Here is a 23,830-nt window from a genome sequence, read left to right as displayed (position 1 = left end):
GGAAGCAAGAGAGCGAGGAGGCCCGATGTCCCAGCCCGACAAACGCGCATTGCTGGCCGCCGGGCTCGCCGCTGGCGAGGATGATGCCGCGCTCGGCGCCCGGCTACGCGATGCCGGCGTGTCGGCCGCCTCGGCGAAATATGAGGTCGACCGGCTGGCGAAAGATCCGATGGCGGCGATGCTGCGCCGGCAAGCGGCGCGAATGGCGAAGCAGGGCTGGCTGCTCGCAAATCAGCAGCGGCTGGCGTTCGAGGCGGATGGGGGCTTCGTGCTCGCCATGCTCGACAAGCCTGCACCTGACCTATTCTACCGCCGATATTACGACACCAACTGGCCCGCGAAACTCACCGGCGTTGTCGATCATTGGCCTGCGCTGGCGCGCTGGTCGCTCGATCATTTCGAGCGTGTCGCGGGCCATGCCATGGTCGAAGCGCAGGTCGGGCGCGACGGCGATCCCGAGTATGAGCTCGCGAAGGATGATCACCGCCGTCTCGTCCGTTTCGGCGAGTTGATCGGCTGGCTGCGCAAGGGCGAAGCGAGCAACGACATCTATCTGACGGCCTATAACAGCGGCACCAACGCCGCGGCGCTCGCTATCCTGTGGGAGGATCTGGCGCCGATCGACCTGCTCGAAGCGCGTGGGGATCGGGACGGTTTTTTCTGGCTGGGGCCGAAAGGCACGCTGACGCCTTGGCACCACGATCTCACCAACAATCTGCTGGTGCAGGTCTTGGGGCGCAAGCGGGTGCGGATGGCGCCGCCGTGGGCATTCGCGCGGATGCGGAACAGCCGGCATTGCTTTTCGGATTGGGGCAATGAGCCGCTGCCCGCGGGCGAGGGCGGCGCGGCGACGCCGCCCGTCCTCGAAACGATCATCGGCCCTGGCGAGGCCATATTCCTGCCCGTTGGATGGTGGCATCAGGTCGAGGCGCTCGATCTGTCGGCGAGCATGAGCTTCACCAGTTTCCGCCGGCCCAATATTCATGTCGAGGATTATACATCCTGGGGAGAAATCGACCGATGACTTTGGTGCTCATCGCCCGCGACGGCCCCGTCGCCACCGTCACCCTCAACCGCCCCGAGGCGATGAACGCGCTGTCGCGCGCGCTGCGCGCCGAGCTGGCGGCGGCGATGCGGGGCCTCGCCGCGGATGAAAGCATCCGTGCGATCGTGCTGACCGGGGCGGGGACGCGTGCCTTCACCGCGGGGCTCGACCTCAAGGAACTCGGCGCCGACACGTCCAACCTCGGCGCCGCCAACGCCGAGGGGGCCGACGAAAATCCGGTGCGGGCGATCGAGCTGTGTCCGCAGCCGGTGATCGGCGCGATCAACGGCGTCGCGATCACCGGCGGGTTTGAGGTCGCGCTGGCGTGCGATATATTGATCGCCTCGACCCATGCGCGCTTCGCCGACACCCATGCGCGCGTCGGCATCATGCCCGGCTGGGGCCTGTCGCAGAAATTGTCGCGCATCGTTGGCCTCGGCCGCGCGAAGGAATTGTCGCTGACCGGCAATTTCCTGGGCGCCGAGGCGGCGCGCGACTGGGGCCTCGTCAACCGCGTCGTCGCGCCCGAGGCGCTGCTTCCCGCGGCACAGGCACTCGCGCGTGATATCGCCAGCATCGATCCGGCCATGGTGCGGGGCTACAAGCGGCTGATCGACGATGGCTATGCGCTGCCTTTCGCCGACGGACTCGCGCTCGAACAGCAGCGTTCGAAAGCCGCGAACGGCGCCGTGCGCGCCGAAGAGGTCGAAGCACGCCGCCTCGCGGTGATGGAGCGGAGCCGCGAACGCGCGGGCTGAACGGTCGCGGCTTGCCTTCGGGGCGTGGACGCCTTAGCCTTATGTCCATGAAAACGGGGGGATGGGTCGTTGGCGCGGGGCTGCTGCTGAGCAGCGCGCCGCTGGTTGCCGCGGAGAAGGACGAGCCGGTCATGCTCGAACCGTCGTCGCCGTGGAACGTGAATTATGCCGATGACTATTGCCGGCTGGGGCGCGTCTTCGGTGAGGGAGAGCAGCGGACCATCCTGATAATGGATCGCTATGCGCCGGGCGATGTCTTTCGCCTGACGCTGGCGGGCGCGGCGACCGAAGCGGTGAAGTCCGGCGGCGAGGCCAGTGTGCAGTTCGGACCAGGTTGGGACGCGCAGACCGTCCGTTTCTTTTCGGGAAAGCTCGGCGAGAAGCTGCCGGCGTGGATTTTCGCCGGCAATGCGCGCATCCGCCCGCTTACCGAGGCGCAGCAGGCACAGGTTGCGGCCGAGGCCGCGGAGGAAGGACTGGCCGATACGGCGCCGATCGCGCCGATTTCGGAAGCTGACGAAGCCGCGACGACGCAGCTTCGTTTCGGCCCCCCGCTGCGCCGCCCGCTGATCCTGCACACCGGGCCCATGAAGAAGGCGCTCGACGCGATGCGGGCCTGCACCGACGAGCTCGTGACGCATTGGGGTGTCGATCCCAAGCAGGTCAGGACTCAGTCGCGCCCCGCCGTGCCACGCGGATCGCCGGGACGATGGCTTGGGCCCGATGATTATCCGCGCGATATGCTCATCAACGGGATGCAGGGGATGATTCAATTCCGGCTGACCATCGGCGAGGACGGGAAGCCGCTATCGTGCCATATCCAGCAATCGACCGATCCCGATGGATTCGCCAAGACGGTATGCCAGTTGCTGATGCGGCGCGCCCGCTTCGAACCCGCGCTCGATTCCGAGGGCAAGCCGATGAAGACCTATTATCTGAGCGCTGTGCGTTTCACGCTCCCCTGATCGGGGCCCGAATGCAATGGGGCTTGCGGCCTGCGAAAATACTTAGCATGGTTAAGTAATGGCCGATCTCTCCGAACCGCTTTCCGCCTTCATGACGCGCATCGCCGGGCCCGGCACGCTGTCGGGGCTCGCCCGCCTGTCGGGGGGCGCGAATATGGAAAGCTGGGCGTTCGACTGGGCGGGGATGGCCTATGTGCTGCGCCGCGCGCCGTCGGCCGAATATATGGAAGGGCGGCCCTATGGGCACCCGGTCGAGGCGGCGCTGGTGCGGGCGGCGCATGCGGGCGGCGTCAAGGCGCCCGAGGTCGTCGGCGTGCTCGCCGACGCCGACGGCATGGGCACCGGCTATGTGATGCGCCGGGTCGTCGCCGAGGTCAGCCCCGCGAAGATATTGCCGAACCCGCCGCCGTCGCTCGTCGCCGATCTCGGCCGCGAACTCGCGCATATTCACGCCCTGCCGCGCGCCGCGATCCCCGAAGGCATTCCGGTGATGGACACCGCCGCGGCGCTCGCCGAGCTCAAGGCGCGCTTTCTCTCCTACGGCGGCGACCGCCCGGCGATCGCGCTCGCGGTCAAATGGTGTGAGGATCATCTGCCCGAACCCGCCGACCCGGTGCTCGTCCATGGCGATTACCGGATGGGGAACATCATGGTCGACGGTGAGGGGCTGGCGGTCGTGCTCGACTGGGAACTGGCGCATCTCGGCGACGCGCACGAGGATCTCGCTTTCGGCTGCATGACCGTCTGGCGCTTCGGCCAGCTCGACAAGCCGGCGTTCGGGGTCGGCAGTCTCGAAGATTATTTCGCGGCCTACGCGGCGGCGGGCGGCGTCAGGGTCGATCCGGCGCGGTTCAAGTTCTGGCTCGTCTACCGCACGCTCTGGTGGGCGCTCGGCTGCCTGCAAATGGGGCAGGCGTGGCGCAGCGGCGCCGACACGACGGTCGAACGCGTCGTCGTCGGGCGGCGGACGGCGGAGCAGGAACTCGATCTGATCCGGCTGCTCGAGGAAGAGGCGCCCGAGGCGGAACGGCAGCGCGCCTTGCCGCCGCCCGCCGATCCCGCGCCCGCCCCGACGGGCGAGCCGACGAGCCGCGAGATGGTGCAGGCGGTGCGCGACTGGATCGAAAGCGCGATCAAGCCCAAAGCCGAAGGTCACGCCAAGTTCGAGGCGGTCGTCGCGATGAATGCGCTCGGCATCGTGATGCGCGATCTCGATACCGGCACGCGCGCCGAGGACCGGGCGCTGGCCGAAGCACTGATGTCGGGGAAGACGACGCTCGCCGAGCCCGGCCTGCTTGCGAGGCTGCGCCGCGCGGTGCTCGACAAATGCGCGGTCGACAGTCCCAAATATGCCGCGCTCGCCGCGGCGCGCGCCGAATGGCGCGGATAGACGATAGGAGAGAGACATGGATTTTGCGATGCCCGCCGACCTGCAGGCCTATCTCGACGAACTCGACGCCTTCATCGAGGCGGAGATCAGGCCGCTCGAACTGGCGGACGACAATATCCGCTTCTTCGACCACCGCCGCGAGCATAGCCGCACCGACTGGGACAATCAGGGGCTGCCGCGTCATGAGTGGGAACAGCTTTTGAAGCAGGCGACGCGCAAGGCCGACGCGGCGGGGCACTGGCGTTTTTCGGCGCCGAAGAAATATGGCGGCAAGGACGGATCGAACCTGTGGATGGCGGTGATCCGCGAGCATTTCGCGGCGAAGGGCCTCGGCCTCCACAACGACCTCCAGAACGAGCATAGCATCGTCGGCAATTTCCCCTTCGTCGCGATGTTCGAGCAGTTCGCGACGAGCGAGGAGCAGAAGCAGGAATTCATCCTCGGCGGGTTCGAGGGCAAGCGCCGCACCGCCTTCGGCCTCACCGAGCCCGATCACGGCAGCGATGCGACGCATATGGAAACGCGCGCGGTGCGCGAGACGCGCGACGGCATCGACGGCTGGCTGATCAACGGGCGCAAGATGTGGATCACCGGCATGCATGTCGCGACGCATTGCGCCGCCTTCTGCCGCACCAGCGGCGAGGATGGCGATGCCAGGGGCATCACCTGTCTGCTCGTGCCGACGGGCACGCCGGGCATGACGGTCGACGAATATATGTGGACCTTCAACATGCCGACCGACCATCCGCGCATGACCTTCACCGACGTCTGGGTGCCCGACAGCGCGCGGCTGGGGCCGGTCGATGGCGGGCTGTCGATCGCGCAGAGCTTCGTCCACCAGAACCGCATCCGTCAGGCGGCCTCGTCGCTGGGCGCCGCGGTCTATTGCATCGAGGAGAGCGTGCGCTACGCGCGCGAGCGCAAGCCTTTCGGCGAGGCACTGGCGAAGAATCAGGCGATCCAGTTCCCGCTCGTCGAACTCGCGACCCAGGCCGAAATGCTGCGTCTCCTTATTCGCAAGACCGCGTGGGACATGGATAATACCCCGCACAAGGAGATCGAGCGCACGCTGTCGGACAAGGTCAGCATGTGCAATTACTGGGCGAACCGCCTGTGCTGCGAAGCTGCCGACCGTGCGATGCAGGTGCATGGCGGCATCGGCTATTCGCGTCACAAGCCGTTCGAGCATATCTATCGCCACCACCGCCGCTATCGCATCACCGAGGGCGCGGAGGAAATCCAGATGCGGAAAGTGGCGGCCTATCTCTTCGGCTATATGGGGCCGCGCAGGGAGACGCTGGGCAAGATCTGACCGGGCTGGACTCTTCGCTTCGTTGCGGCATGATCGTCGCGACAAAGGAAGAGGAGACAGTCATGGCCGAAGCCGATCGCGCGCGGGATGCGGCGCCGTTCCGGATTTTCCGGGCCGGCGACGCGCCCGACCTCAACGAAACCGACAAGATGACGCTCGCCGGGCTGACCCCGATCGTCGAAGCCGGCATCGGCCGCTGGGTCGCGGCGGGCGTCGGCGAAGGGAACGTCACCAAAGTGCTGTTCTCGCTCCCCCACATGAGCCTGACCTATGCCTGGTTCAAAAGCGGCTTCGCGTTGCCGCTGCACAGCCATGATGCGGACTGTCTCTATTATATCATCGCGGGTTCGCTGAAACTCGGGACCGAAGAGCTCGGCGCGGGCGACGGCTTTTTCGTCGGCAGCGACGTGCCCTATAGCTACAAGCCGGGCCCCGAAGGCGTCGAAGTGCTCGAATTCCGCACGGTCGAGCGTTTCGACATGAAGTTCCAGGGGCGGACCGAGGCCTATTGGGACAAGGTCGTCGCCGGAATGGACGCCGCGCGGCCCCGCTGGGACAAGGAACGGCCGCCTTCGGCGCGGGCATAGTCTGATCATCGTTGATCAAAAGAACGGCGTGCTCCCGCCTTTGCGGGGACACGTGTATGTTTCGCTCAAAGTCGATCCCAAGCCAGGATCAAGACTCTAACGCTTGCGCACGAACTCCGTCCGCAGCACCAGCCCCTTGATCCCCTCGTAGCGGCAGTCGATCTCTTCGGGATCGGCGGTCAGCCGGATCGACTTGATCACGGTGCCGACCTTCAGCGTCTGCCCCGCGCCCTTCACCGGCAGATCCTTGATCAGGACGACCGAGTCGCCGTCGCTCAGCACATTGCCGACCGCGTCCTTCGCTTGCGGCAGCGCATTGGCGGCGGCCGCTCGTTCGCGCGCTTCGCTGGCGGGCAGCCATTCGCCGCTCGCCTCGTCATAGACATAGTCTTCGTCGTCGTTGCTCATCGCGCCGCCCTAGCGCCTCATGCGGGTTTGCGGAAGCGCAAGGTGAACTGGTCGGTCTTGCCGCGAATGGAGGGGTCGAAGACGTTCGCGGTGCGCGGGTCGTCGGGGCGCTTGTAAAGATCGCTCTCCGCTTCGAGCGTGAACCCCGCCTTGGTGAGCGCCGCGACGACCGCCGCCTTGTCGATGCGGTGCAGGCTGTCGGACAGCGTCGTGCCGCTGCCGTCCGCTGCGCTATGATCGACGACGACGAGCGTGCCGCCGGGCTTCAGCGCCGCGAACAGCGCCGCGCTCGCCTTGTCGCCGGTGCCTTCGGGGAAAGGCTTGAGATAGAGGTCGTGGAAATTCTGCACGGTGATGATCGTGTCGAGCGGCACCGGGAAAGCAGGCGCCGCGAACGGCCCCGCGACGGCATCGACATTGGCGTAGGCGGCGTCGATCGCGGCCTGATCGTCGCCATATTGTTTCTTGAAGGCGATGAACTCGGCGGGCTGGAAGGCGTAGACCTTGCCCTCCGGTCCGACCGCGCCAGCGAGGATGCGGGTCAGATAGCCGCCGCCCATCACAAAGTCGCCGACCGCCTGCCCCGGCTTCACGCCCGCGAAGGCGAGCAGTTCGGCGGGTTTGCGCGCCGCATCGCGCTCGCGGTCGGCGGCGGGGCGCGCCGGATCGGCGAGCGCGGCGCTGTAATCGGGAGCGGGCGAAGGCTGCGCGATGGCCGACGGTGCGGCGACGGCGAGGAGCAGGGCAAGGGTCAGCGGGCGGATCATGATGGCGATTCCCATAGGGTTTGATCGCGCCATCATAGCGCCTCGCCGTGCGCCGCGCGCGCATATTTGCATCTCCCGATTTTGATGATAGGTTTTTAGCTGAAACTAAAAATCGGGAGAGCAGACATGCATGATCTGGTGATTCGCGGCGGCACGGTCGTCGATGGGTCGGGCGGCAAGCCCTTCGTCGCGGACGTCGCGGTCGAGGGCGACCGCATCGTCGCGGTCGGTCAAAATCTCGGCGCGGGCCGCGAGGAGATCGACGCCGGCGGCCGGATCGTCACCCCCGGCTTCGTCGACGTCCACACCCATTATGACGGGCAGGCGACGTGGGACGCCGAAATGGCGCCGTCGAGCTGGCACGGCGTCACCACCGTCGTCATGGGCAATTGCGGCGTCGGCTTCGCCCCCGCCAAGCCCGACCGCCACGACTGGCTGATTTCGCTGATGGAAGGCGTCGAGGACATCCCCGGCACCGCGCTCGCCGAGGGCATGTCGTGGGAATGGGAGACTTTCCCCGAATATATGGACGCGCTCGAAAAGCTGCCGCGCACAGTCGACGTCGCCTGCCACGTTCCGCACGGCGCGGTGCGCGCCTATGTGCTCGGCGACCGCGAAAAGCCCGGCGCGGTTCCGACCGACGACGACATCGCCGAAATGTCGCGCATCGTCGAGGAAGGCGTGCGCGCGGGCGCGCTCGGTTTCTCGACCAGCCGCACCGTGCTCCACAAGTCGGTCGACGGCGAACTCGTCCCCGGCACCACCGCGACCGCTGAGGAGCTGGTCGCGATCGGCCGCGCGATGGGCCGCGTCGGCTATGGCGTGTTCGAAATGGCGAGCGACATGAAGCGCGAATGGAATGAGTTCCAGTGGATGGGCGACTTGAGCCGCGAAACCGGCCTGCCGGTGACCTTCGCCGCGCTCCAGTCGATCGCCAAGGAACTGCCGCTCGAGGAGCAGATTTCGGAGATGCGCAAGCAGAACGCGACCGGCGCCAACATCGTCGCGCAGATCGCGCTGCGCGGCAATGGCGTGATCATGGCGTGGCAGGGGACTGTGCACCCCTTCCGCTTCAAGCCCGCGTGGAACGAGATCGAGGGGCAGCCGTGGGAGCAGCAGCTCGCGAAGCTGAAGGACCCGGCGTTCCGGACGCGCATGGTGGAGGAAGCGAATGTCTATCCCGAAAGCGACATCCTCGACTTCCTGATGGCGGTCGCCGAGGGCTGGCCGGTGCATTTCGAAATGGACCCCGATTTCAACTACGAACCACGCATGGACGAAAGCGTCGCGCATCGCGCTGCGGCGGCGGGCGTCTCGCCGGCCGAATATGCCTATGACCTCCTTATGAAGGACGACGGCAAGGGCTTCATCTATTTCCCGATTTTGAACTACCGCGACGGCAACCTCAATTTCCTCGAGGATCTGCAGGCGTCGGACGACACGGTGAACAGCCTGTCCGACGGCGGCGCGCATTGCGGGACGATCTGCGACGCCGCTTCGCCGACCTTCATGCTCCAGCATTGGGTGCGCGACCGCAAAGGCAATCGCATCGCGCTCGAAGCGGCGATCAAGCGCCAGTGCCGCGATACGGCGATGCTCTATGGGCTGGAGGATCGCGGCGTGCTCGCGCCGGGCTATCTCGCCGACCTCAACATCATCGACATGGAGGCGCTGAAGCTCGGCAAGCCGTGGCTGGCCTTCGACCTGCCCGCGGGCGGCAAGCGCCTGCTGCAAAAGGCCGAGGGTTATGTCGCGACGATCAAGTCGGGCGTCGTCACCTTCAAGGACGGCGCGATGCAGGGGCCCACTCCCGGCGGCGTGATCCGCGGCCCGCAGCGCGTCGAACTGGCGATCGCGGCGGAATGATGCGAGCGATCCGGCTGAACAGGCCCGCCTCGCTCGACAATCTGACGCTCACCGATCTCGCCGATCCCGGGCAGCCGGGACCGGGGGAGATCAGGGTGCGGCTGAAGGCCTCTTCGCTCAACTTTCACGACTATGCGGTGGCGATGGGGAGGATTCCTGCCGCCGACGGGCGCATTCCCATGTCCGACGGCGCAGGCACGGTCGAGGCGGTGGGCGAGAATGTCGTCCAGTTCAAGGCGGGCGACCTTGTCGTATCGACCTTCTTTCCCGACTGGATCGACGGCGCTCCGCCGCTGAGCGCCTTCACGCGCGTGCCGGGTGACGGAATCGACGGTTACGCGCGCGAAGCCGTCGTCACGCCCGAACATTGGTTCACGCCCGCGCCGGACGGCTATTCGGCGGCGGAGGCAGCGACGCTGACCTGTGCCGGCCTGACCGCCTGGCGCGCGCTGTTCGTTGATGATGCGGTGCGCCCGGGATCGACGGTCCTCGTGCAGGGGACGGGCGGCGTGTCGATCTTCGCCTTGCAATTTGCCAAGGCGGCGGGCGCGCATGTGATCGCGACGAGTTCGTCGGATGACAAGCTTGCGCGGCTGAAGAGCCTCGGGGCCGATGAACTGATCAACTATAGGGACGTGCCCGAATGGGGTGCAAAGGTCATGGACGTGACGGGCGGGCGCGGGGTCGATACGGTCGTGGAGATCGGCGGCGCCGGAACGCTCGATCAGTCGATGATGGCGACCAAGGTCGGCGGCCATGTCGCACTGATCGGTGTGCTCGCGGGCATCGCGGGGCCGGTCCAGACACGGCTGCTGATGGGAAAGAGCCTCCGTGTGCAAGGGCTGGTCGTGGGCAGCCGCCAGCAGCAACTCGACATGATCGCCGGGATCGAGGCAAAGGGCATTCGGCCCGTGATCAGCGATCGTTTCGCGCTTGAAAACCTGGCCGATGCGTTTCGTCATCAGGCTGCGAACCGGCATTTCGGCAAGATCGTCGTCGATATCTGACCGGGGACCGGGTCCCGCGCCGCGCCGGCCCCGATCCCCTTCACTCAGCCCAGCGCTCGCGCGGCGGTCTCGACATCGGCGGCGCTGCTGTAGGCGTGGAACGACAGGCGCAGGATCGTGCCGCGAAAATCGGCGCGAAGATTGTGCCGGTCGAGCGCTTCGGCGACGCGCGGCTGGTCGGCGCCGGTGTCGATGCAGAGCGTCCCGCCGATTGCACCCGCCGGCCAGCGCCACCGGGGGGTTCTCGCTTCGAGTGCGCCGCGCAACATGGCCTGCAGCGCCCGATTATGCGCCTGCACCTGATCGACCCCGATCGCCGCGATCTCGGCGATGCCCGCGGCCGACAGGATGAACGGCGCGACGTCGGGGGTGCCGCCCCACCAGCGCCGCGCGTCGGGGGCGTAGCGGAAGGCGCTTATGTCCATCTCGAACGGATTTTCGTGGCTCCACCAGCCGCGCTCCATGGGCGAGAGCGCGGTGCGGTCGTGCGGGGCGACCCACAGCCACGCCGCGCCGGGGCCCCCGCACAGCCATTTGACGCTCGTTCCGAGCACCGCGTCGACGCCCCACGCCGCGGGCGTTACCGGCACCACCCCGACCGACTGCGCGCAGTCGGCGATGCAGCGCGCGCCTGCGGCCTTCGCCGCCGCTGCGACCGCCGCGATGTCGGTCAGCGCGCCGCTGTTCGAACTGACGTGCATCGCGACGACGAGCGCGACATCGTCGTCGAGCGCCGCAATCCAGTTGGCGGGATCGCGAACGTCGGCGTCGCCGGGCAGGTAGCGCACCCTCCACCCCGCCGCTTCGAGCCCGCTCGCGACATAGCCGATCGTCGGAAACGCGCTCGGCGCGAGCAGGATCGTGCGGCGGCCCGTCGCCGTCCCGAGCGCCGAGATATAGCGCGACAGGCCCGCGCTGACATTGGTCGCGGGGCAGAGGTCGCGCGCCTCGACCCCGATCAGCCCGGCCAGCGCCGCGCGCCATGCGTCGATCGCGCCGAGCCAGTCGGGCCATGCCTCGCCCGTCTCGCGCCACGGCGCCAGCAGCGCGCCGCGGAGCGCCGCTTCGGCTGCGCGCGGCTGGCAGCCGACGCTGTGGCTCTTGAGATAGGTGGCGCCCGGCGGCAGGTGGAAGCGGCCCGCGACCGCTTCCGGCAGCAGCGCGCCGCTCACAGCCCGTTGCCGTGTCCGGCCGCCGACGCGCCGCTGATGCTGTCGCGCTTGACGCCATATTCGGCGCCCCAGCGGTCGGTCATGTCGCAGCGGACGTCCCACAGTTCGGGGAAGAAGCGGTGGCGCATCCCGGCATTGAGCAATTCGACCGGCCGCCCTTTGAGCGACTTCGATCCCATGCCGATCGAGCGGTGGATGAGCTGGATATGATGGGCGCGGAAAAGCTGGAACAGCTCGTCATATTCGACCATCGCCTCGGCGACCATATAGGCTTCGTCGTGTTTATAGCCGGTGTCGTAGACGTCGGCCACCGTCCGCCCCGCGGCATCGAGATAGACGGCCTTGTAGCGCGCCCAGAGCGGCTGGGGCAGGGTGAGGAGAAGCTGGAAGCCGGGGCTTTCCTGCCCCGACCCGTTGCCGAGCAACAGGCGGATCGCCTGATAGTCGAACGGGCTCATCGTCTCGAGCAGCGCAAGCTGGTCGGTCATCAACCGCATGATGCGATTGACGCGGTCGAAGAGCGAGAGGACGCGCATCGTCTCGCCCGCCGCCATATGGCCGTCGATTTCGGCGAGGGTGAAGGCCATCAGCTTCATCCACAATTCCTCGACCTGATGGACGATCTGGAACTGCAATTCGTCGGGGGTGCAGAGGTCGGCGAGCGGCTTCTGGCACAAAAGCAGGCGGTCGACCGCAAGGTAAACGCCATAATCCTTCATCTCGGGCGTTTCGATACGGCGATGGATATCCTGTTTGTCGAGCATGATCTGCTCCTTTCGGCTTGGGCTTTGGCACGGGAATGACGGACGGCGCGCAAGGGTGCGCGCCGGATCGGTCAGCCGCGCGGTGCCACGCCCGCCGGGGGACGGCGGGGCGAACCCGCCTGGCCGAGCCACAAGAGGCGCGCCGCTGCCTTCATCGGCGGAGCAGGTCCGCCGGCAGCGTGGGTTCACCGATGATCTTCGCCATGCGCCGCCACATTTCGTCCCGGTCCGGATTGCCGCGTTCGACATAGCCGCGAACCATCGCTTCGCCGAGTCCGTAATTGATCACATAGCTGCGATATTGTTCGGTGAAGCGAACCGACCGTTCGGCGCGCCCGGGCGACATCAGCAGATATTTCCGAGTGAGCGCGACCGCCGCCGCGCGGTCGATCGTGCCGTCGAGATATTGCTGGGCGATCGTCAGGCGCGCCCCGGACAGCGCGTCGATCGCCTTGAGGAGCTGCCAATAGCGGTCGTCGGCTGGCACCGCGATCTCGGCGATCGGCATCAATATGTCGCGCTCGGTCCCCGCTTTGCTGTCGCCGGGAAAGGCCAGGTCGACGCCGTAGCTGGCGCTGCCCTCGGCGATCAGGCTTTGCGGGCTGAACAGCGGATAAAGGCTGTATTCGGCCCAGCCGCGCCCGTTCACCAACTGCTCCTCCAGCTTCATGTTGAGGAGGTGGTGGCCGGGATACCCTTCGTGACAGCCGAGAATCAGCGCGTGCGACAGGGGGATCGGCAGGTCGGTGTTCGCCTGGATCAGGCTGTGATAGCCGCCCTGATAGTAATTATAGCCGCTCCAGCTCTTGCCGGTGACGAACTCCAGGCGAAAGCTCTCGCCCTTGGGCATCGCGATATGCGCGGCGCTGCGTCCGCGGCAGCGCGCGATCGCGGCGTCGAGGGTTTTTTGCAGCCGCGGCTTCGGGATGGTGAAGTGGTCGAGATAGGCCTCGACGCGCGTCGCGAGGTCGCCGTCGCCGGGAACGAGCGCCGCGACCTTCGCCAGCGCACCGTCGTAGCTCGCGAGCGGCAGCAGGCGCGGCCGGACGCCGAACAGCCGCTCGGCCTCGTCGGCGAAGGCGAAGCGCGTTCCCTGCATCATCAGCAGAGGGGTTTCGGCGGCGCGAAGCTGCGCGCGCAGGAAAGCCGCGCGGCGGCGCTCCATCGGGTCCGACAGGCGGCGCGCGGCGAGATCGAGCCGCGCCGCCAGCGCGCGCGTCGCGGCGAGCAGCGCGGGCTTATCGCGCGGCGCCGCCTCGGCGGCCGCCTTGACGTCCGCCGGACCGTAATAGGCGTCGATATAGCCGTCCTCGTGCGTGCCGATTTCGAGGCTCAGCCGGACATAAGCGGCGGCGATGTCGTTCATCGCCTGCGACGAGACCGGCGCGCGGCGGACGTCTATTGACGCGACGCCGCCGGCGGCGGGCCGTTCGGTCCCGGCGGCTGCGCAGCCGGTGAGCATCAGCGCGAGCAACAGGGCCGAAGTGCGCTTCATGCGAGCGTCTCCGACGTATCGCGCACGTCGCCGTCGGCGACGATCTCGCCTTCGCTCGCGGCTTCGATCACGCCGTGATCGGGGTGCAGCGGCGCGAAGCGAAGCAGGGCATAGCCGACGAGCGCGGCGGCGAGCGATCCCGCCAGCACGCCGATCTTGGCCTCGTCGATCAGCTCGGGCGCACCCGGAAAGGCGAGGCCGCCGATGAACAGGCTCATGGTGAAGCCGATCCCGCACAGCACCGCGACCGCATGGACCTGCCGCCAGGTCGCGCCGCGCAGCCGGCCCGCGATGCCCAGCTTCACCGACAGCCAGACGCTGCCGAAAATGCCGATCTGCTTGCCGAGGAACAGCCCGGCGGCGATGCCGAGCGGCAGCGGCGACAGCAATTGCTCGCTGCCGAGGCCGCGAATGTCGACCCCGGCGTTGACGAAGCCGAAGACGGGCACGATCGCGAAGGCGACCCACGGATGGAGTCCATGCTCGAGCCGGTGGAGCGGCGAGGCGGCGCTGTCGGGCGCGCCGGGCGTCCGGTCGAGCGGGATCGTCATCGCCGCGAGCACGCCCGCGATTGTTGCATGAACCCCCGACAGCAGCATCGCATACCAGAGGCAGGCGAAGAGCAGCAGATAGACGGACAGATGCCGGACTCCGCCACGATTGCAGGCCGCCATCACGCCGAGCAGCGCCGCTGCGGCGCCGAGCGCTGCAAGGTCGATCGTCGCGGTATAGAAAAGCGCGATGATCGCCACCGCGCCCATGTCATCGACGATCGCGACGGTGACGAGGAACAGCTTGAGCGAGGTCGGCGCGCGCCGGCCGAGCAGCGCCAGCACCCCCATGGCAAAGGCGATGTCGGTCGCGGCGGGAATCGCCCAGCCCTGCGCGAGGCCCGGCGTGCCGCCGGCGAAGATCATATAGAGCAGCGCGGGCACCGCCATCCCCGCGGCGGCGGCGATGAAGGGAAGCCGCCGCCGGTCCCAGCTCGCGAGACGGCCGTCGACGAACTCGCGCTTGATCTCGAGCCCGACGAGCAGGAAGAAGATCGCCATCAGCCCGTCGTTGATCCACAGATGGACCGTCATCGGCCCCAGCTTGTCGCTGAGCACCGGGCCGGTCTCCGCGTGGACGAGATGGTGATAGGCTTCGCCCAGCGCCGAATTTGCGACGATCATCGCCAATATGGCTGCGAAAATCAGCAGCATCCCGCCCGCGCTTTCGCTCGCGAGAAAGGCGCGCAGGACGGAGCGAGGGGCTGAATTGCTGGACATTTGCGATGCTGCGACCCTGCTCGACCTGGAAGAGAGCCGCTTTACTAGCGCCGGGTCGGCCGGGCGTCACCCTTTACAAAAATTAACAGCCGGTTACCCCATGCGGGATCGCGGCAAGCGCCGCGCGGGGGAGCGGGGCAAGCGGGTGGAGCTGTCGTCCGCATGGTTGCAATGGCTGGTCGCGGGGGCCGGCCACGAACTGATGCTGTTCGCATCGGTCGGGATTCTGCTGATCGGAATCGACGATCTGCTGTTCGACCTGCTGTGGCTCGCGATGCCGCGCAAGGCGCCGCTGCCGCCGGGTGCGGAAAGCAGGCCGCTCGGCGGGCGGATCGCCGTCCTCATTCCGGCATGGGACGAGGCGCAGGTGCTGCCGGCGACGCTCGGCCGGATGCTCGCGGCCTGGGCGGGCGAAGATGTCCGCCTCTATGTCGGCTGCTATCCCAACGACGTCGCGACACTCTTTTCGGTCTCGACGCTCGTCGCGCGCCATCCGCAGCTGCGTCTCGTCGTCGGGGAGACCGACGGACCGACGACCAAGGGCGACAATCTCAATCGCATGTGGGCCGCGCTCGGCGAGGATGAGCGGATGGAGGGACGGCGCTTCGCGGCGGTCGTGCTTCACGATGCGGAAGATCATGTCCACGCCGACGAACTCGCGCTGTATCGCCGCCATCTGGGCGATCATGCGATTGTCCAGATACCCGTCGTGCCGATGGTGACCGGCGGGTCGCGGTGGATCGGCGGCCATTATGGCGACGAGTTTGCGGAAGCGCATGGCAAGGAACTGGCGCTGCGCTCGCGCCTCGGGGTTCCGATCCCCTCGGCGGGGGTCGGCTGCGCCCTGACGCGGAGCGCCCTGGCCCTGCTCGCGATCGAGCGCGGCGGGCAGCCCTTTCGCGCCGACAGCCTGACCGAGGATTATGAGGTCGGAATGCTGATCGGCGCTTATGGCCTGCGCTCCTGTTTCGTCGACAGCCTGAGCGCGGCGGGCGATCGCATCGTCTCGCGCGGCGGTTTTCCGGGAACGGTCGAACATGCGGTGCGGCAGAAATCGCGCTGGATCGCGGGCATCGCGCTCGCGGGCTGGGATCATCTCGGCTGGCTCGGCGCGCGTTTCTCGGGCGGCGGGGCGTCGTCCGGCCAGGTCTGGCTGGCGCGCTGGATGTTGTGGCGCGACCGGCGGTCGCCGCTTGCCGCGCTGATCTTGCTCGCCGCCTATCTGGGTCTGATCGTCACCGGCCTGGCGCTCGCGGGGGAAGCGTTGCTGGGCTGGGAAAGCAGACCGCTCAGGCCGGAAATGCGATTGCTGTTCGCGCTCAACGCGGCGCTGGTCCTTTGGCGTCTCGCGATGCGGGTTCATTTCACCGCGCGCTGGTATGGCACGGGCCAGGCGCTGCTGGCGATGCCGCGCGCCTTCGTCGCCAATGTCATCGCGATACTGGCGGCACGCCGGGCGGTTGTTCTTTACTGGCGGATGCTGCGGTCGGGGCAGGTGCTTTGGGAAAAGACCGAGCATCAGGACGGGGAGGCGATACCCCGGCGCCGGGAGATCCGCTCATGATGATCTCCGCGGCCGGCCCCCGGCCGGGGCGCGATGCCGCGTCGCTGCGCTTTCTGGCGCTCTGCCTCGGCGGCTGGGTTCTGCTCCGCGCGGCGATGCTGTGGAACCCGGCGATGCCGGCGCCGCCCGCCGGCGTGCGGCCCTTGTGGAATATTCCTTCTCCGTTCATCCTGCCGGCTCCCCGCGACCGGGCGGATGCGGCCCTCCCGGCGATGGCGCCGCTTCGTGCCGAACGCGTTGCTGCGATCCCTGCCGTTCGCTATCCGCCCGCGAACGCTCCTTCGATCCGGGGCACAGCCGGGGACGAGGGGGTCGGCGGCGGTAACGATCGCCATGCCTTGCGGCTCGCACTGATCGCACGGTTCCTGCCCGAAGTGCCGGCGGGCGGCGCGCTGCGAGGCGAATCGCTGCCGTGGCGCGCTGCGCTGCCCCGCCCCGCTGCCAATCCGGGCCGCGGCGAGCCCTTCTGGATGCAGCGTCCGCTGGCCCGCTGGTCGCTCGGCGGCTGGCTCTATCTGCGCGAGGGATCGGCCGGCGCGTCGGATGCCATCACCGCCGGCGGTCAGCTAGGGGGTTCGCAAGCGGGCCTTCGCCTCGCCTACGGCTTCGGCGACGACGGGCGGCTGCGCGCCTATGGTCGCGCGACGATGGCGGTGCGCCGATCCGCGCAACGCGAGCTGGCCTTTGGCGCGGCGTTCGCGCCCGTGCCGCGCCTTCCGGTCGATGTCGCCGTCGAGCAGCGCGTCGCGATCGGCCGCGAGGGGCGCACCGCGCTTGCGATGATGGCGACCGGCGGCGTCAGCGGCGTCCCCCTTCCCGCCGGGTTCCGGCTCGATGCCTATGTGCAGGCGGGAATCGTCGGTGCGCGGCGGCGCGACGGTTTCGCCGACGGCGCGCTGGTCGTCGATCGGCGGCTCGGCGACGATGAGCGCTCGCCGCTGCGGCTCGGCGCGCTTGCCGCCGGTGCGGTCCAGCCGGGCGTGTCGCGGATCGATGTCGGTCCCCGGCTCACCCTGCGGCTTCCCGATGTCGGCCGGGGAAGCCGTATCGCGCTCGACTGGCGACAGCGGGTGGCGGGCAATGCACGTCCCGAGAGCGGTCTCGCGCTGACCCTTGCCAGCGACTTCTAAGCGGCGGCGAAATTTAGGTGCCGCAGCCGATTCCCCGGCTCCGAAAAATGCTCTAGGGTCGCCGGACTCGGCGCATTTCCTGTGCCGTGAACGTTATTCGGGGCCCATGGATCTTTACCTTCCCGTCGCCAATCTGTCGGTCAACGCGCTGGTCATCATCCTGCTCGGTGGCGGCGTCGGCTTCCTGTCGGGGATGTTCGGGGTCGGCGGCGGCTTTCTGACGACGCCGCTCCTCATCTTCTACGGGATTCCGCCGACGGTCGCCGCGGCGTCGGCGGCCACGCAGGTGACGGGAGCGAGCGTTTCGGGCGCGCTCGCGCATTTCGAACGCGACGGCGTCGACGTGCGGATGGGCGGGGTGCTGATCGTCGGCGGCCTGTTCGGCTCGCTGATCGGCGCGGGATTGTTCGAATTGCTGACCGCGTGGGGCCAGATCGATACGACGATTAACATCCTTTATGTCGTGCTGCTCGGCTCGGTCGGCGGGATCATGGCGCGCGAGGCGTGGGGGGCGCTGCGGCGGCTGCGCGCGGGGCTTCCCGCGGCGGCGCGCAAGCGGCGGCACCATCCGATGGTCGCCAACCTGCCGCTGCGCTGGCGCTTCTATCGCTCGGGCCTCTATATCTCGCCGCTCGCGCCGCTGCTGCTCGGCATGATGGTCGGCGTGCTGACGATGCTGCTCGGCGTCGGCGGCGGCTTCATCATGGTGCCCGCGATGATCTACCTCCTCGGCATGGGGACGCAGGTGGTCGTGGGCACCTCGCTGTTTCAGATTCTGTTCGTGACGATCGCGACGACGATGGTCCACGCGATGACGACCGGCGCGGTCGACCTCGTGCTCGCGGCTTTGCTGCTGGTCGGCAGCGTCATCGGCGCGCAGATCGGGGCGCGGTTCGCGCAGAGCGTGAAGCCCGAATATCTGCGGATGGCGCTGGCGGTGATCGTGCTGATCGTCGCGCTGCGCATGGCGGTCGATCTCTTCATCCGCCCCGAAGAGATTTACACCGTGCAATGAGGCGGCTCGGCGCTCTCGCCTGCGCATCGGCGCTGCTGCTGACCGCGGGCGCGGCGCGCGCCGACGATCCGCGCCTCGTGCCCGACGTGTCGAGCCGCGCGATCGAGATTCAGTACAGCTTCACCGGCGAGGAATTGCTGCTGTTCGGCGCGATCCTCTATCCGGGCCAGCGGCTTCCCGACGACCGCACCGACATCGTCGTCGTGCTGAAAGGGCCGGTGCGGCCGATCATTCTGCGCGAGAAACAGCGCGTGGCGGGAATCTGGGTCAACGCCAGCAGCATACGGCTGCGCACCTCGCCCGGCTTTTATGCGATCGGATCGTCGCGGCCGATCGACAAGCTGGTCGACGAGCGCACCGCCGCGATCTTCGAGCTTGGCCTCGACAATCTGTCGATGTCGCCCGCGGGCTTTTCCGAAGCTAAGAAGCTCGCGCGCTTCGAGGCGGGGTTGATCGATCTGTATCGCCGTATCGGGCTGTTCTACGAGAATCCGCGGGCGGTCGAGATCAGTGAGGGCGTGCTTTATCGCGCGCGCATCCCGGTCCCGGCGCGCGTTCCCGTCGGCACCTATCGCGCCGAAACCTATCTGATCAGCCGCGGCCGCGTGATCGCGGTCGCCTCGCGCGATGTCCAGATCCGCAAGGCGGGGTTCGAGCGGTTCGTCGCGCTCGCCGCCGAGCGGCACGGCTTTCTCTACGGACTGACCGCGGTCATGCTCTCGCTGGTCCTCGGCTATGGCGCATCGGCGCTTTTCCGCCGCCGCTGAGCCGTTTTCCGCCGATTCAGCATAAGCGCTTTATTTACCCTCAGCTGCGATAAGCGGCGGCGGAACGATATAAGGCGGGGGCTTGATATGGATATGCAGGGTGGCGGGTTCGGCGCCGGGGATGTGACGGCGGCGCAGCATGTCCGGCTCGCGGGCGGCGGGACCGCCGCGGCCGTGGCGCCGGTCACCCCCCATCATCGCGACGACCTGCTGATCGGCGAAGTGATCGATATCTCGGGGTCGGATTCGCGGATTCTGCTCGATGCCGCGACGCTCGGCCAATTGGCGGCGTCGAGCGACGCGGCGGTCGCGATGGCGGGGCAGGTCGGCGCGCAGGTCAAGATTCGCGTCGGCAATGTCTGGCTCGTCGCCAGCATCCGCGACCAGCAGATGCACGAGCGCGGCGAGGGGCTGATCGTCGCGACGATCGATTTCCTCGGCGAAGGCGAAGAGGAAAAGATCACCGGCCGCATCCACAATTTCCGCCGCGGCGTGACGCGCTATCCGATTCCGGGCGGGCAGGTCTATGCGGCGACCAGCCACGACCTCAAGCAGATCTACGCCGCCGACGACCGTGCGCATGTCGAGATCGGGACCATCTATCCGACGCGTGATATTCGCGGCTCGCTTTATGTCGATGCGATGCTCGGAAAGCATTTCGCGCTGCTCGGATCGACCGGCACCGGCAAATCGACCAGCGCGGCGCTGATCCTCCACAAGATCTGCGAGCTTTCGCCGCAGGGCCATATCGTGATGATCGACCCGCACGGCGAATATTCGGCCGCCTTCAAGGGCACCGGCGCGCTGTTCGACGTCGACAATCTCGCCATGCCTTATTGGCTGATGAACTTCGAGGAGCATTGCGAGGTCTTCGTCACCAGCGAGGGCCGCGACCGCCAGAGCGATTGCGACGTGCTCGCCAAATGCCTGCTCCAGGCGCGGCAGAAGAACCGCATGGCCGAAGGGATGACCAAGCTCACGGTCGATTCGCCGATCCCCTATCTGCTCTCCGACCTGCTCAACATCCTGCAGAATGAGATGGGCAAGCTCGACAAGGCGACCTCGTCGGCACCCTTCATGCGGATCAAGGGCAAGATCGAGGAAATGCGCGCCGACCCGCGCTATAATTTCATGTTCTCGGGGATGCTCGTCGCCGACACTATGGCGAATTTCATCGGCAAGATCTTTCGCCTGCCGTCGGACGGCCGGCCGATCTCGATCATCGACGTGTCGGGGGTTCCGAGCGATATTACCAGCGTCGTCGTCGCGGTGCTGTCGCGCCTGACCTTCGACTATGCGATCTGGTCGCGCGGCGAGCCGCAGCGCCCGATCCTGCTCGTCTGCGAGGAAGCGCACCGCTATATCCCGTCGAAGGACATCGGCCAGGGTCAGGCGGTGCGCAAGATTCTCGAGCGGATCGCCAAGGAAGGTCGCAAATATGGCGTGTCGCTGGGCCTGATCACCCAGCGCCCGTCGGACCTCGCCGAGGGCGTGCTCTCCCAGTGCGGCACGATCATCTCGATGCGCCTCAACAACGAGCGCGACCAGCATTTCGTCAAGGCCGCGATGCCCGAAGGCGCGCGCGGCTTCATCGATTCGATCCCGGCGCTTCGCAACCGCGAATGCATCGTCTGCGGCGAGGGCGTGTCGATCCCGATCCGCGTCTATCTCGACACGCTCGACGAGGATAAAAGGCCCGCGTCGAGCGATCCCCTGTTCTCGAAGCTGTGGCGCGAGACCGGCGGCGAGGCCGAGATATTGGAGCGCGTCGTCAAACGCTGGCGGAGCCAGGGGCGGTAACAAGCCTCGTCATTGCGAGCCCTTCGACTGCCTTGCAGGCGCTCAGGATAAACTACGCGAAGCAATCCAGAGTGTGCGTAAACCGCTCTGGATTGCTTCGCTGCGCTCGCAATGACGACGGCTTTATTTCGCCGGCGGCTCCCAAAGCTCGATCGGGTTGCCCTCGGGGTCGTGGACCCGCGCGAAGCGGCCGACGCTCGGGTCGTCCCATTCCGTCTTGGTGATCACCGCGTCGCCCGCTTCGCGGAACGGCGCGAGGACGGCGTCGAGGTCGTCGACGCGCAGGTTGATCATGAACTGCCGGTCGGCGGGGAAGTAGTCGGTGTCGGCCTTGAAGGGCGAAAAGACGAGCGGCCCGCCGGTGACCGTCCACACCCATTGATTGACCGGCTCACTCCCGTCGGCGCTGATCCCGCCGCCGACGCCGAGCCGGTCGCGATACCAGGCCGACAGCGCCTCCGGATCGCGGGCGCGGAAGAAGAGTCCGCCGATGCCCTTTACATGTCCCATGCCCGCCTCCCTGATGCCGAGGGGGCGAGACTAGGCGGCTTCGGTCAGCGAATCCACTCCCCGCTCTTGCTGAACTCTTCCTTGATCTGCCCCGACTGATTGAGCCGCGGATCGGTATAGGCCGGCGCGGGCGCTGCGGTCGGGGCGGGCGCGGCTGCGGCGGACGGCGCGGCGCCCATCGTGCCGGGCAGCGGCGCGGGCGCGACGTCGGGCAGCGGCGCCGCCGGACCGGTCAGTCCCGGCACCGGCCCGGCGCCGGGCGGCAGCCCCTTGCCCTTGAGGATCGCAAGCTGCTGCGCGAGCGGCAGATAGGGGCCGGGCACCGGCTCGCGCCCCATATAGGGAGCGCGAAACGCGTCGGGCATCCCCCAGCGACCGCGCCAGCGGTGAAAGATATGCGCGCCGACGATGTTGGTCATCACCAGGCTCTTGCCCCAGCGCGGCCAGATCGCGGTGGTGTGATAATGGGTCGCGAGGCCGACGCCCGGGAAAACATAGCCGTTCAGCGCTGCCGACGCGATGCGGCTCGCGCGCAGCCAGTTACGTTTTTCGGGCGCGCGCGCCATCGCGCCGTCGCAGGCGAAGGTGAACTGGCACACCCCGGCGCGCTCGGACCCCTGAAAGACGACGCCGCAGATGGTGTTGGGAAAGCTCGGGTGGCGGGCGCGGTTGACGATCACCTGCGCGACGCCGCGCATCCCGTCGTCGCTTTCGGACGCCGCCTCGTAATAGAGGGCCGAGGTCAGGCAATAATGCGCGCGCTCGCGGTCGAGCGCGGTCAGGCCGCGAAAGGCATAGGGTTTGGCGGGCGGGCCGACGAACGCCTCCTGCTGCAGCTCGGCCGGCGACGCGGGGGGCAGCGCGGTCGCATCGGCGTAGCCGACGCTGGCGGGGTCGGGCAGCGTCGGATCGATCTTGAGCGCATCCTCATAGCTGTCCGAATTCATCACCGCCCAGCGCGCCGGATCATAAGGTTTGAAGGTCAGCGGCACGCTGACGCTGTAGGGACCGAAGCCGCGCGGCCGATATTGCCCCGTCGACAGCATGAGCGCGAGGCAGGCGACGATGGTGATCGCGGCCAGCATCCCCCAATATTCGCGCCCCGGACCCGCCGGTTTTTCCGGCGCCGGGTCGCGCCACGTCGAGCGGGCGGCAAGATGGAGTTCGGGCTTCATGCGTCGCGTTACAATCTCCGCGGCCGATTCGCGCAGCCGCTCTCATCCTGCCTTATGCCCCGAAACGCCAATAAAGTGTTTCGCCGCCGATGTCCTGTGCCGCAGGGGGACAGGTGATGCGTCAGCCGATCTCGACCGTCAGATGCTCGATTTCATGGACCGGGCGCAGCCGCTCGCAGATTGTCGCGCGCGTCGCGCCGGTGACGCTGACGATCGCGGCGTGCGCGGCGGGGCCGACGCGCCAGACGTGGAGGTCGCGGATTCGCGCGTCGCCCGGCCCCTCGACCAGCGCGCGGATTTCAGCTTCCAGTTCGGTGTCGGTCGCGTCGAGCAGCACCGCGGCGGTGTCGCGCATCAGCGACCAGGACCAGATGGCGATGACGATCGCGCCGACGACGCCCATTGCGGGGTCGAGCCACACCCAGCCGAAATAGCGCCCGCCGAGCAGCGCCGCGATCGCGAGCACCGAGGTCAGCGCATCGGCGAGGACGTGCAGATAGGCCGAGCGCATGTTGTTATCGGTCTCGTGCCCGTGGTGATGATCATGCGCGTGGTCGTGATGATGGCCGTGCCCATGATCGTGCCCATGACCGTGACCGTGGCCGAGCAGCAGCGCGCTGACGATATTCACGCCGAGGCCGATCACGGCGATGACCGCCGCCTCGCCAAAGGCGACGGGGCTGGGGTCGACGAGGCGGATCGCCGATTCCCACGCGATGCCGATCGCGACGATGCCGAGCACCAGCGCCGAGGCGAAGCCCGCGAGGTCGCCGACCTTGCCGGTGCCGAAGCTGTAGCGCCCGCTCGTCGCGTGACGCCGCGCGTAGCGATAGGCGAGCGCCGCGACGCCGAGCGCGCCGGCGTGGGTCGCCATGTGAAAGCCGTCGGCGAGCAAGGCCATCGAGTTGAAGGCAAGCCCGGCGGCGATCTCGCCGACCATCATCGCCGCGGTCAGCAGCACGACCCAGAGGGTGCGGCGCGCATTTTCATCGTGCCGCGTGCCGAGATAGACATGGCTGTGCGTCAACGCGTCGATGTCGTCGTCCAGGGACATGCGGCTCC

22 protein-coding genes are annotated in these 23,830 nt (G+C 67.6%); 13 read left to right on the top strand and 9 right to left on the bottom strand.

The features are described 5' to 3' along the window. Positions 1–25: 25 nt before the first annotated feature. From OJI97_RS02855 to OJI97_RS02830, 6 genes are all read left to right on the top strand, one after another. Complete coding sequence (locus OJI97_RS02855) at positions 26–1,024, top strand: cupin-like domain-containing protein (RefSeq protein ID WP_297660958.1); 999 nt, start codon at positions 26–28, stop codon at positions 1,022–1,024. After that, positions 1,021–1,803 (top strand): enoyl-CoA hydratase, encoded by a 783-nt coding sequence (locus OJI97_RS02850; RefSeq protein WP_297660957.1) that lies wholly within the window; start codon positions 1,021–1,023, stop codon positions 1,801–1,803. Before OJI97_RS02855 ends, OJI97_RS02850 begins: the two co-directional genes overlap by 4 nt. Before the next feature lie 47 nt (positions 1,804–1,850). After that, positions 1,851–2,768: an energy transducer TonB gene (locus tag OJI97_RS02845; RefSeq protein WP_297660956.1), complete on the top strand. Its 918-nt coding sequence runs from the start codon at positions 1,851–1,853 to the stop codon at positions 2,766–2,768. A 58-nt stretch (positions 2,769–2,826) separates the two neighbouring features. After that, a complete protein-coding gene (locus tag OJI97_RS02840; RefSeq protein WP_297660955.1) occupies positions 2,827–4,158 on the top strand; it encodes a phosphotransferase family protein in 1,332 nt (443 codons plus the stop codon). Between the two features lie 16 nt (positions 4,159–4,174). After that, entirely contained in the window at positions 4,175–5,470 is a 1,296-nt protein-coding gene (locus OJI97_RS02835; RefSeq protein WP_297660953.1) for an acyl-CoA dehydrogenase family protein, read from the top strand. A gap of 62 nt (positions 5,471–5,532) precedes the next feature. Beyond that, positions 5,533–6,057: a cupin domain-containing protein gene (locus tag OJI97_RS02830; protein WP_297660951.1), complete on the top strand. Its 525-nt coding sequence runs from the start codon at positions 5,533–5,535 to the stop codon at positions 6,055–6,057. 96 nt (positions 6,058–6,153) lie between these two features. On the opposite strand, the gene OJI97_RS02825 is transcribed toward OJI97_RS02830, so the two are convergent. Beyond that, positions 6,154–6,465 (bottom strand): alkylphosphonate utilization protein, encoded by a 312-nt coding sequence (locus OJI97_RS02825; RefSeq protein WP_297660950.1) that lies wholly within the window; start codon positions 6,463–6,465, stop codon positions 6,154–6,156. Between the two features lie 17 nt (positions 6,466–6,482). Further along, the gene (locus OJI97_RS02820; RefSeq protein WP_297660948.1) at positions 6,483–7,247 is read right to left on the bottom strand and encodes a methyltransferase; all 765 of its coding nucleotides are present in this window, start codon (positions 7,245–7,247) and stop codon (positions 6,483–6,485) included. A gap of 111 nt (positions 7,248–7,358) precedes the next feature. Here OJI97_RS02820 and OJI97_RS02815 point away from each other — a divergent pair, with 111 nt between their 5' ends. Then, positions 7,359–9,098: an amidohydrolase family protein gene (locus OJI97_RS02815; RefSeq protein WP_297660947.1), complete on the top strand. Its 1,740-nt coding sequence runs from the start codon at positions 7,359–7,361 to the stop codon at positions 9,096–9,098. After that, positions 9,098–10,105 carry an NAD(P)-dependent alcohol dehydrogenase gene (locus OJI97_RS02810; RefSeq protein ID WP_297660971.1) on the top strand — a complete coding sequence of 336 codons (1,008 nt, stop codon included), beginning with the start codon at positions 9,098–9,100 and terminating at the stop codon, positions 10,103–10,105. Before OJI97_RS02815 ends, OJI97_RS02810 begins: the two co-directional genes overlap by 1 nt. 44 nt (positions 10,106–10,149) lie before the next feature. Here OJI97_RS02810 and OJI97_RS02805 read toward each other — a convergent pair whose 3' ends face one another. The 4 genes from OJI97_RS02805 to nhaA form a co-directional block, all read right to left on the bottom strand. After that, positions 10,150–11,277 (bottom strand): aminotransferase class V-fold PLP-dependent enzyme, encoded by a 1,128-nt coding sequence (locus OJI97_RS02805; protein ID WP_297660945.1) that lies wholly within the window; start codon positions 11,275–11,277, stop codon positions 10,150–10,152. Further along, positions 11,274–12,041, bottom strand: a complete 768-nt coding sequence (locus tag OJI97_RS02800; protein WP_297660943.1) for a tryptophan 2,3-dioxygenase family protein — start codon at positions 12,039–12,041, stop codon at positions 11,274–11,276. The genes OJI97_RS02805 and OJI97_RS02800 overlap by 4 nt, the downstream gene beginning before the upstream one ends. A 151-nt stretch (positions 12,042–12,192) precedes the next feature. After that, a complete protein-coding gene (locus OJI97_RS02795) occupies positions 12,193–13,536 on the bottom strand; it encodes a hypothetical protein (protein ID WP_297660941.1) in 1,344 nt (447 codons plus the stop codon). Next, the gene (nhaA, locus tag OJI97_RS02790) at positions 13,533–14,807 is read right to left on the bottom strand and encodes a Na+/H+ antiporter NhaA (RefSeq protein ID WP_297660939.1); all 1,275 of its coding nucleotides are present in this window, start codon (positions 14,805–14,807) and stop codon (positions 13,533–13,535) included. The genes OJI97_RS02795 and nhaA overlap by 4 nt, the downstream gene beginning before the upstream one ends. Positions 14,808–14,907: 100 nt before the next feature. Here nhaA and OJI97_RS02785 point away from each other — a divergent pair, with 100 nt between their 5' ends. From OJI97_RS02785 to OJI97_RS02765, 5 genes are all read left to right on the top strand, one after another. After that, complete coding sequence (locus tag OJI97_RS02785; RefSeq protein ID WP_297660937.1) at positions 14,908–16,371, top strand: glycosyl transferase family protein; 1,464 nt, start codon at positions 14,908–14,910, stop codon at positions 16,369–16,371. Next, a complete protein-coding gene (locus OJI97_RS02780) occupies positions 16,368–17,501 on the top strand; it encodes a hypothetical protein (protein WP_297660934.1) in 1,134 nt (377 codons plus the stop codon). The genes OJI97_RS02785 and OJI97_RS02780 overlap by 4 nt, the downstream gene beginning before the upstream one ends. 106 nt (positions 17,502–17,607) lie before the next feature. Continuing rightward, positions 17,608–18,516 carry a sulfite exporter TauE/SafE family protein gene (locus OJI97_RS02775; RefSeq protein WP_297660933.1) on the top strand — a complete coding sequence of 303 codons (909 nt, stop codon included), beginning with the start codon at positions 17,608–17,610 and terminating at the stop codon, positions 18,514–18,516. Beyond that, the gene (locus tag OJI97_RS02770) at positions 18,513–19,283 is read left to right on the top strand and encodes a TIGR02186 family protein (RefSeq protein WP_297660931.1); all 771 of its coding nucleotides are present in this window, start codon (positions 18,513–18,515) and stop codon (positions 19,281–19,283) included. Before OJI97_RS02775 ends, OJI97_RS02770 begins: the two co-directional genes overlap by 4 nt. Before the next feature lie 87 nt (positions 19,284–19,370). Continuing rightward, on the top strand, positions 19,371–21,083 hold the full coding sequence (locus OJI97_RS02765; protein WP_297660929.1) for a DUF87 domain-containing protein: 1,713 nt from the start codon (positions 19,371–19,373) through the stop codon (positions 21,081–21,083). A gap of 123 nt (positions 21,084–21,206) precedes the next feature. On the opposite strand, the gene OJI97_RS02760 is transcribed toward OJI97_RS02765, so the two are convergent. The 3 genes from OJI97_RS02760 to dmeF form a co-directional block, all read right to left on the bottom strand. Next, positions 21,207–21,593, bottom strand: a complete 387-nt coding sequence (locus OJI97_RS02760) for a VOC family protein (protein ID WP_297660927.1) — start codon at positions 21,591–21,593, stop codon at positions 21,207–21,209. A gap of 44 nt (positions 21,594–21,637) precedes the next feature. Further along, complete coding sequence (locus OJI97_RS02755; RefSeq protein ID WP_297660925.1) at positions 21,638–22,768, bottom strand: cell wall hydrolase; 1,131 nt, start codon at positions 22,766–22,768, stop codon at positions 21,638–21,640. A 121-nt stretch (positions 22,769–22,889) separates the two neighbouring features. Next, complete coding sequence (dmeF, locus tag OJI97_RS02750) at positions 22,890–23,822, bottom strand: CDF family Co(II)/Ni(II) efflux transporter DmeF (RefSeq protein ID WP_297660922.1); 933 nt, start codon at positions 23,820–23,822, stop codon at positions 22,890–22,892. Between the last annotated feature and the right edge of the window lie 8 nt (positions 23,823–23,830).

The organism is Sphingopyxis sp., from assembly GCF_025869345.1.
Lineage (GTDB): Bacteria > Pseudomonadota > Alphaproteobacteria > Sphingomonadales > Sphingomonadaceae > Sphingopyxis.
This window is presented reverse-complemented; position numbering and strand designations above follow the sequence as displayed.

Bases quoted from the DNA above. Each gene is read 5' to 3' on its own strand.
- OJI97_RS02855 (WP_297660958.1), top strand. From the start codon at position 26: ATGTCCCAGCCCGACAAACGCGCATTGCTGGCCGCCGGGCTCGCCGCT.
- OJI97_RS02850 (WP_297660957.1), top strand. From the start codon at position 1,021: ATGACTTTGGTGCTCATCGCCCGCGACGGCCCCGTCGCCACCGTCACC.
- OJI97_RS02845 (WP_297660956.1), top strand. From the start codon at position 1,851: ATGAAAACGGGGGGATGGGTCGTTGGCGCGGGGCTGCTGCTGAGCAGC.
- OJI97_RS02840 (WP_297660955.1), top strand. From the start codon at position 2,827: ATGGCCGATCTCTCCGAACCGCTTTCCGCCTTCATGACGCGCATCGCC.
- OJI97_RS02835 (WP_297660953.1), top strand. From the start codon at position 4,175: ATGGATTTTGCGATGCCCGCCGACCTGCAGGCCTATCTCGACGAACTC.
- OJI97_RS02830 (WP_297660951.1), top strand. From the start codon at position 5,533: ATGGCCGAAGCCGATCGCGCGCGGGATGCGGCGCCGTTCCGGATTTTC.
- OJI97_RS02825 (WP_297660950.1), bottom strand. From the start codon at position 6,465: ATGAGCAACGACGACGAAGACTATGTCTATGACGAGGCGAGCGGCGAA.
- OJI97_RS02820 (WP_297660948.1), bottom strand. From the start codon at position 7,247: ATGGGAATCGCCATCATGATCCGCCCGCTGACCCTTGCCCTGCTCCTC.
- OJI97_RS02815 (WP_297660947.1), top strand. From the start codon at position 7,359: ATGCATGATCTGGTGATTCGCGGCGGCACGGTCGTCGATGGGTCGGGC.
- OJI97_RS02810 (WP_297660971.1), top strand. From the start codon at position 9,098: ATGCGAGCGATCCGGCTGAACAGGCCCGCCTCGCTCGACAATCTGACG.
- OJI97_RS02800 (WP_297660943.1), bottom strand. From the start codon at position 12,041: ATGCTCGACAAACAGGATATCCATCGCCGTATCGAAACGCCCGAGATG.
- OJI97_RS02795 (WP_297660941.1), bottom strand. From the start codon at position 13,536: ATGAAGCGCACTTCGGCCCTGTTGCTCGCGCTGATGCTCACCGGCTGC.
- nhaA (WP_297660939.1), bottom strand. From the start codon at position 14,807: ATGTCCAGCAATTCAGCCCCTCGCTCCGTCCTGCGCGCCTTTCTCGCG.
- OJI97_RS02785 (WP_297660937.1), top strand. From the start codon at position 14,908: ATGCGGGATCGCGGCAAGCGCCGCGCGGGGGAGCGGGGCAAGCGGGTG.
- OJI97_RS02780 (WP_297660934.1), top strand. From the start codon at position 16,368: ATGATGATCTCCGCGGCCGGCCCCCGGCCGGGGCGCGATGCCGCGTCG.
- OJI97_RS02775 (WP_297660933.1), top strand. From the start codon at position 17,608: ATGGATCTTTACCTTCCCGTCGCCAATCTGTCGGTCAACGCGCTGGTC.
- OJI97_RS02770 (WP_297660931.1), top strand. From the start codon at position 18,513: ATGAGGCGGCTCGGCGCTCTCGCCTGCGCATCGGCGCTGCTGCTGACC.
- OJI97_RS02765 (WP_297660929.1), top strand. From the start codon at position 19,371: ATGGATATGCAGGGTGGCGGGTTCGGCGCCGGGGATGTGACGGCGGCG.
- OJI97_RS02760 (WP_297660927.1), bottom strand. From the start codon at position 21,593: ATGGGACATGTAAAGGGCATCGGCGGACTCTTCTTCCGCGCCCGCGAT.
- OJI97_RS02755 (WP_297660925.1), bottom strand. From the start codon at position 22,768: ATGAAGCCCGAACTCCATCTTGCCGCCCGCTCGACGTGGCGCGACCCG.
- dmeF (WP_297660922.1), bottom strand. From the start codon at position 23,822: ATGTCCCTGGACGACGACATCGACGCGTTGACGCACAGCCATGTCTAT.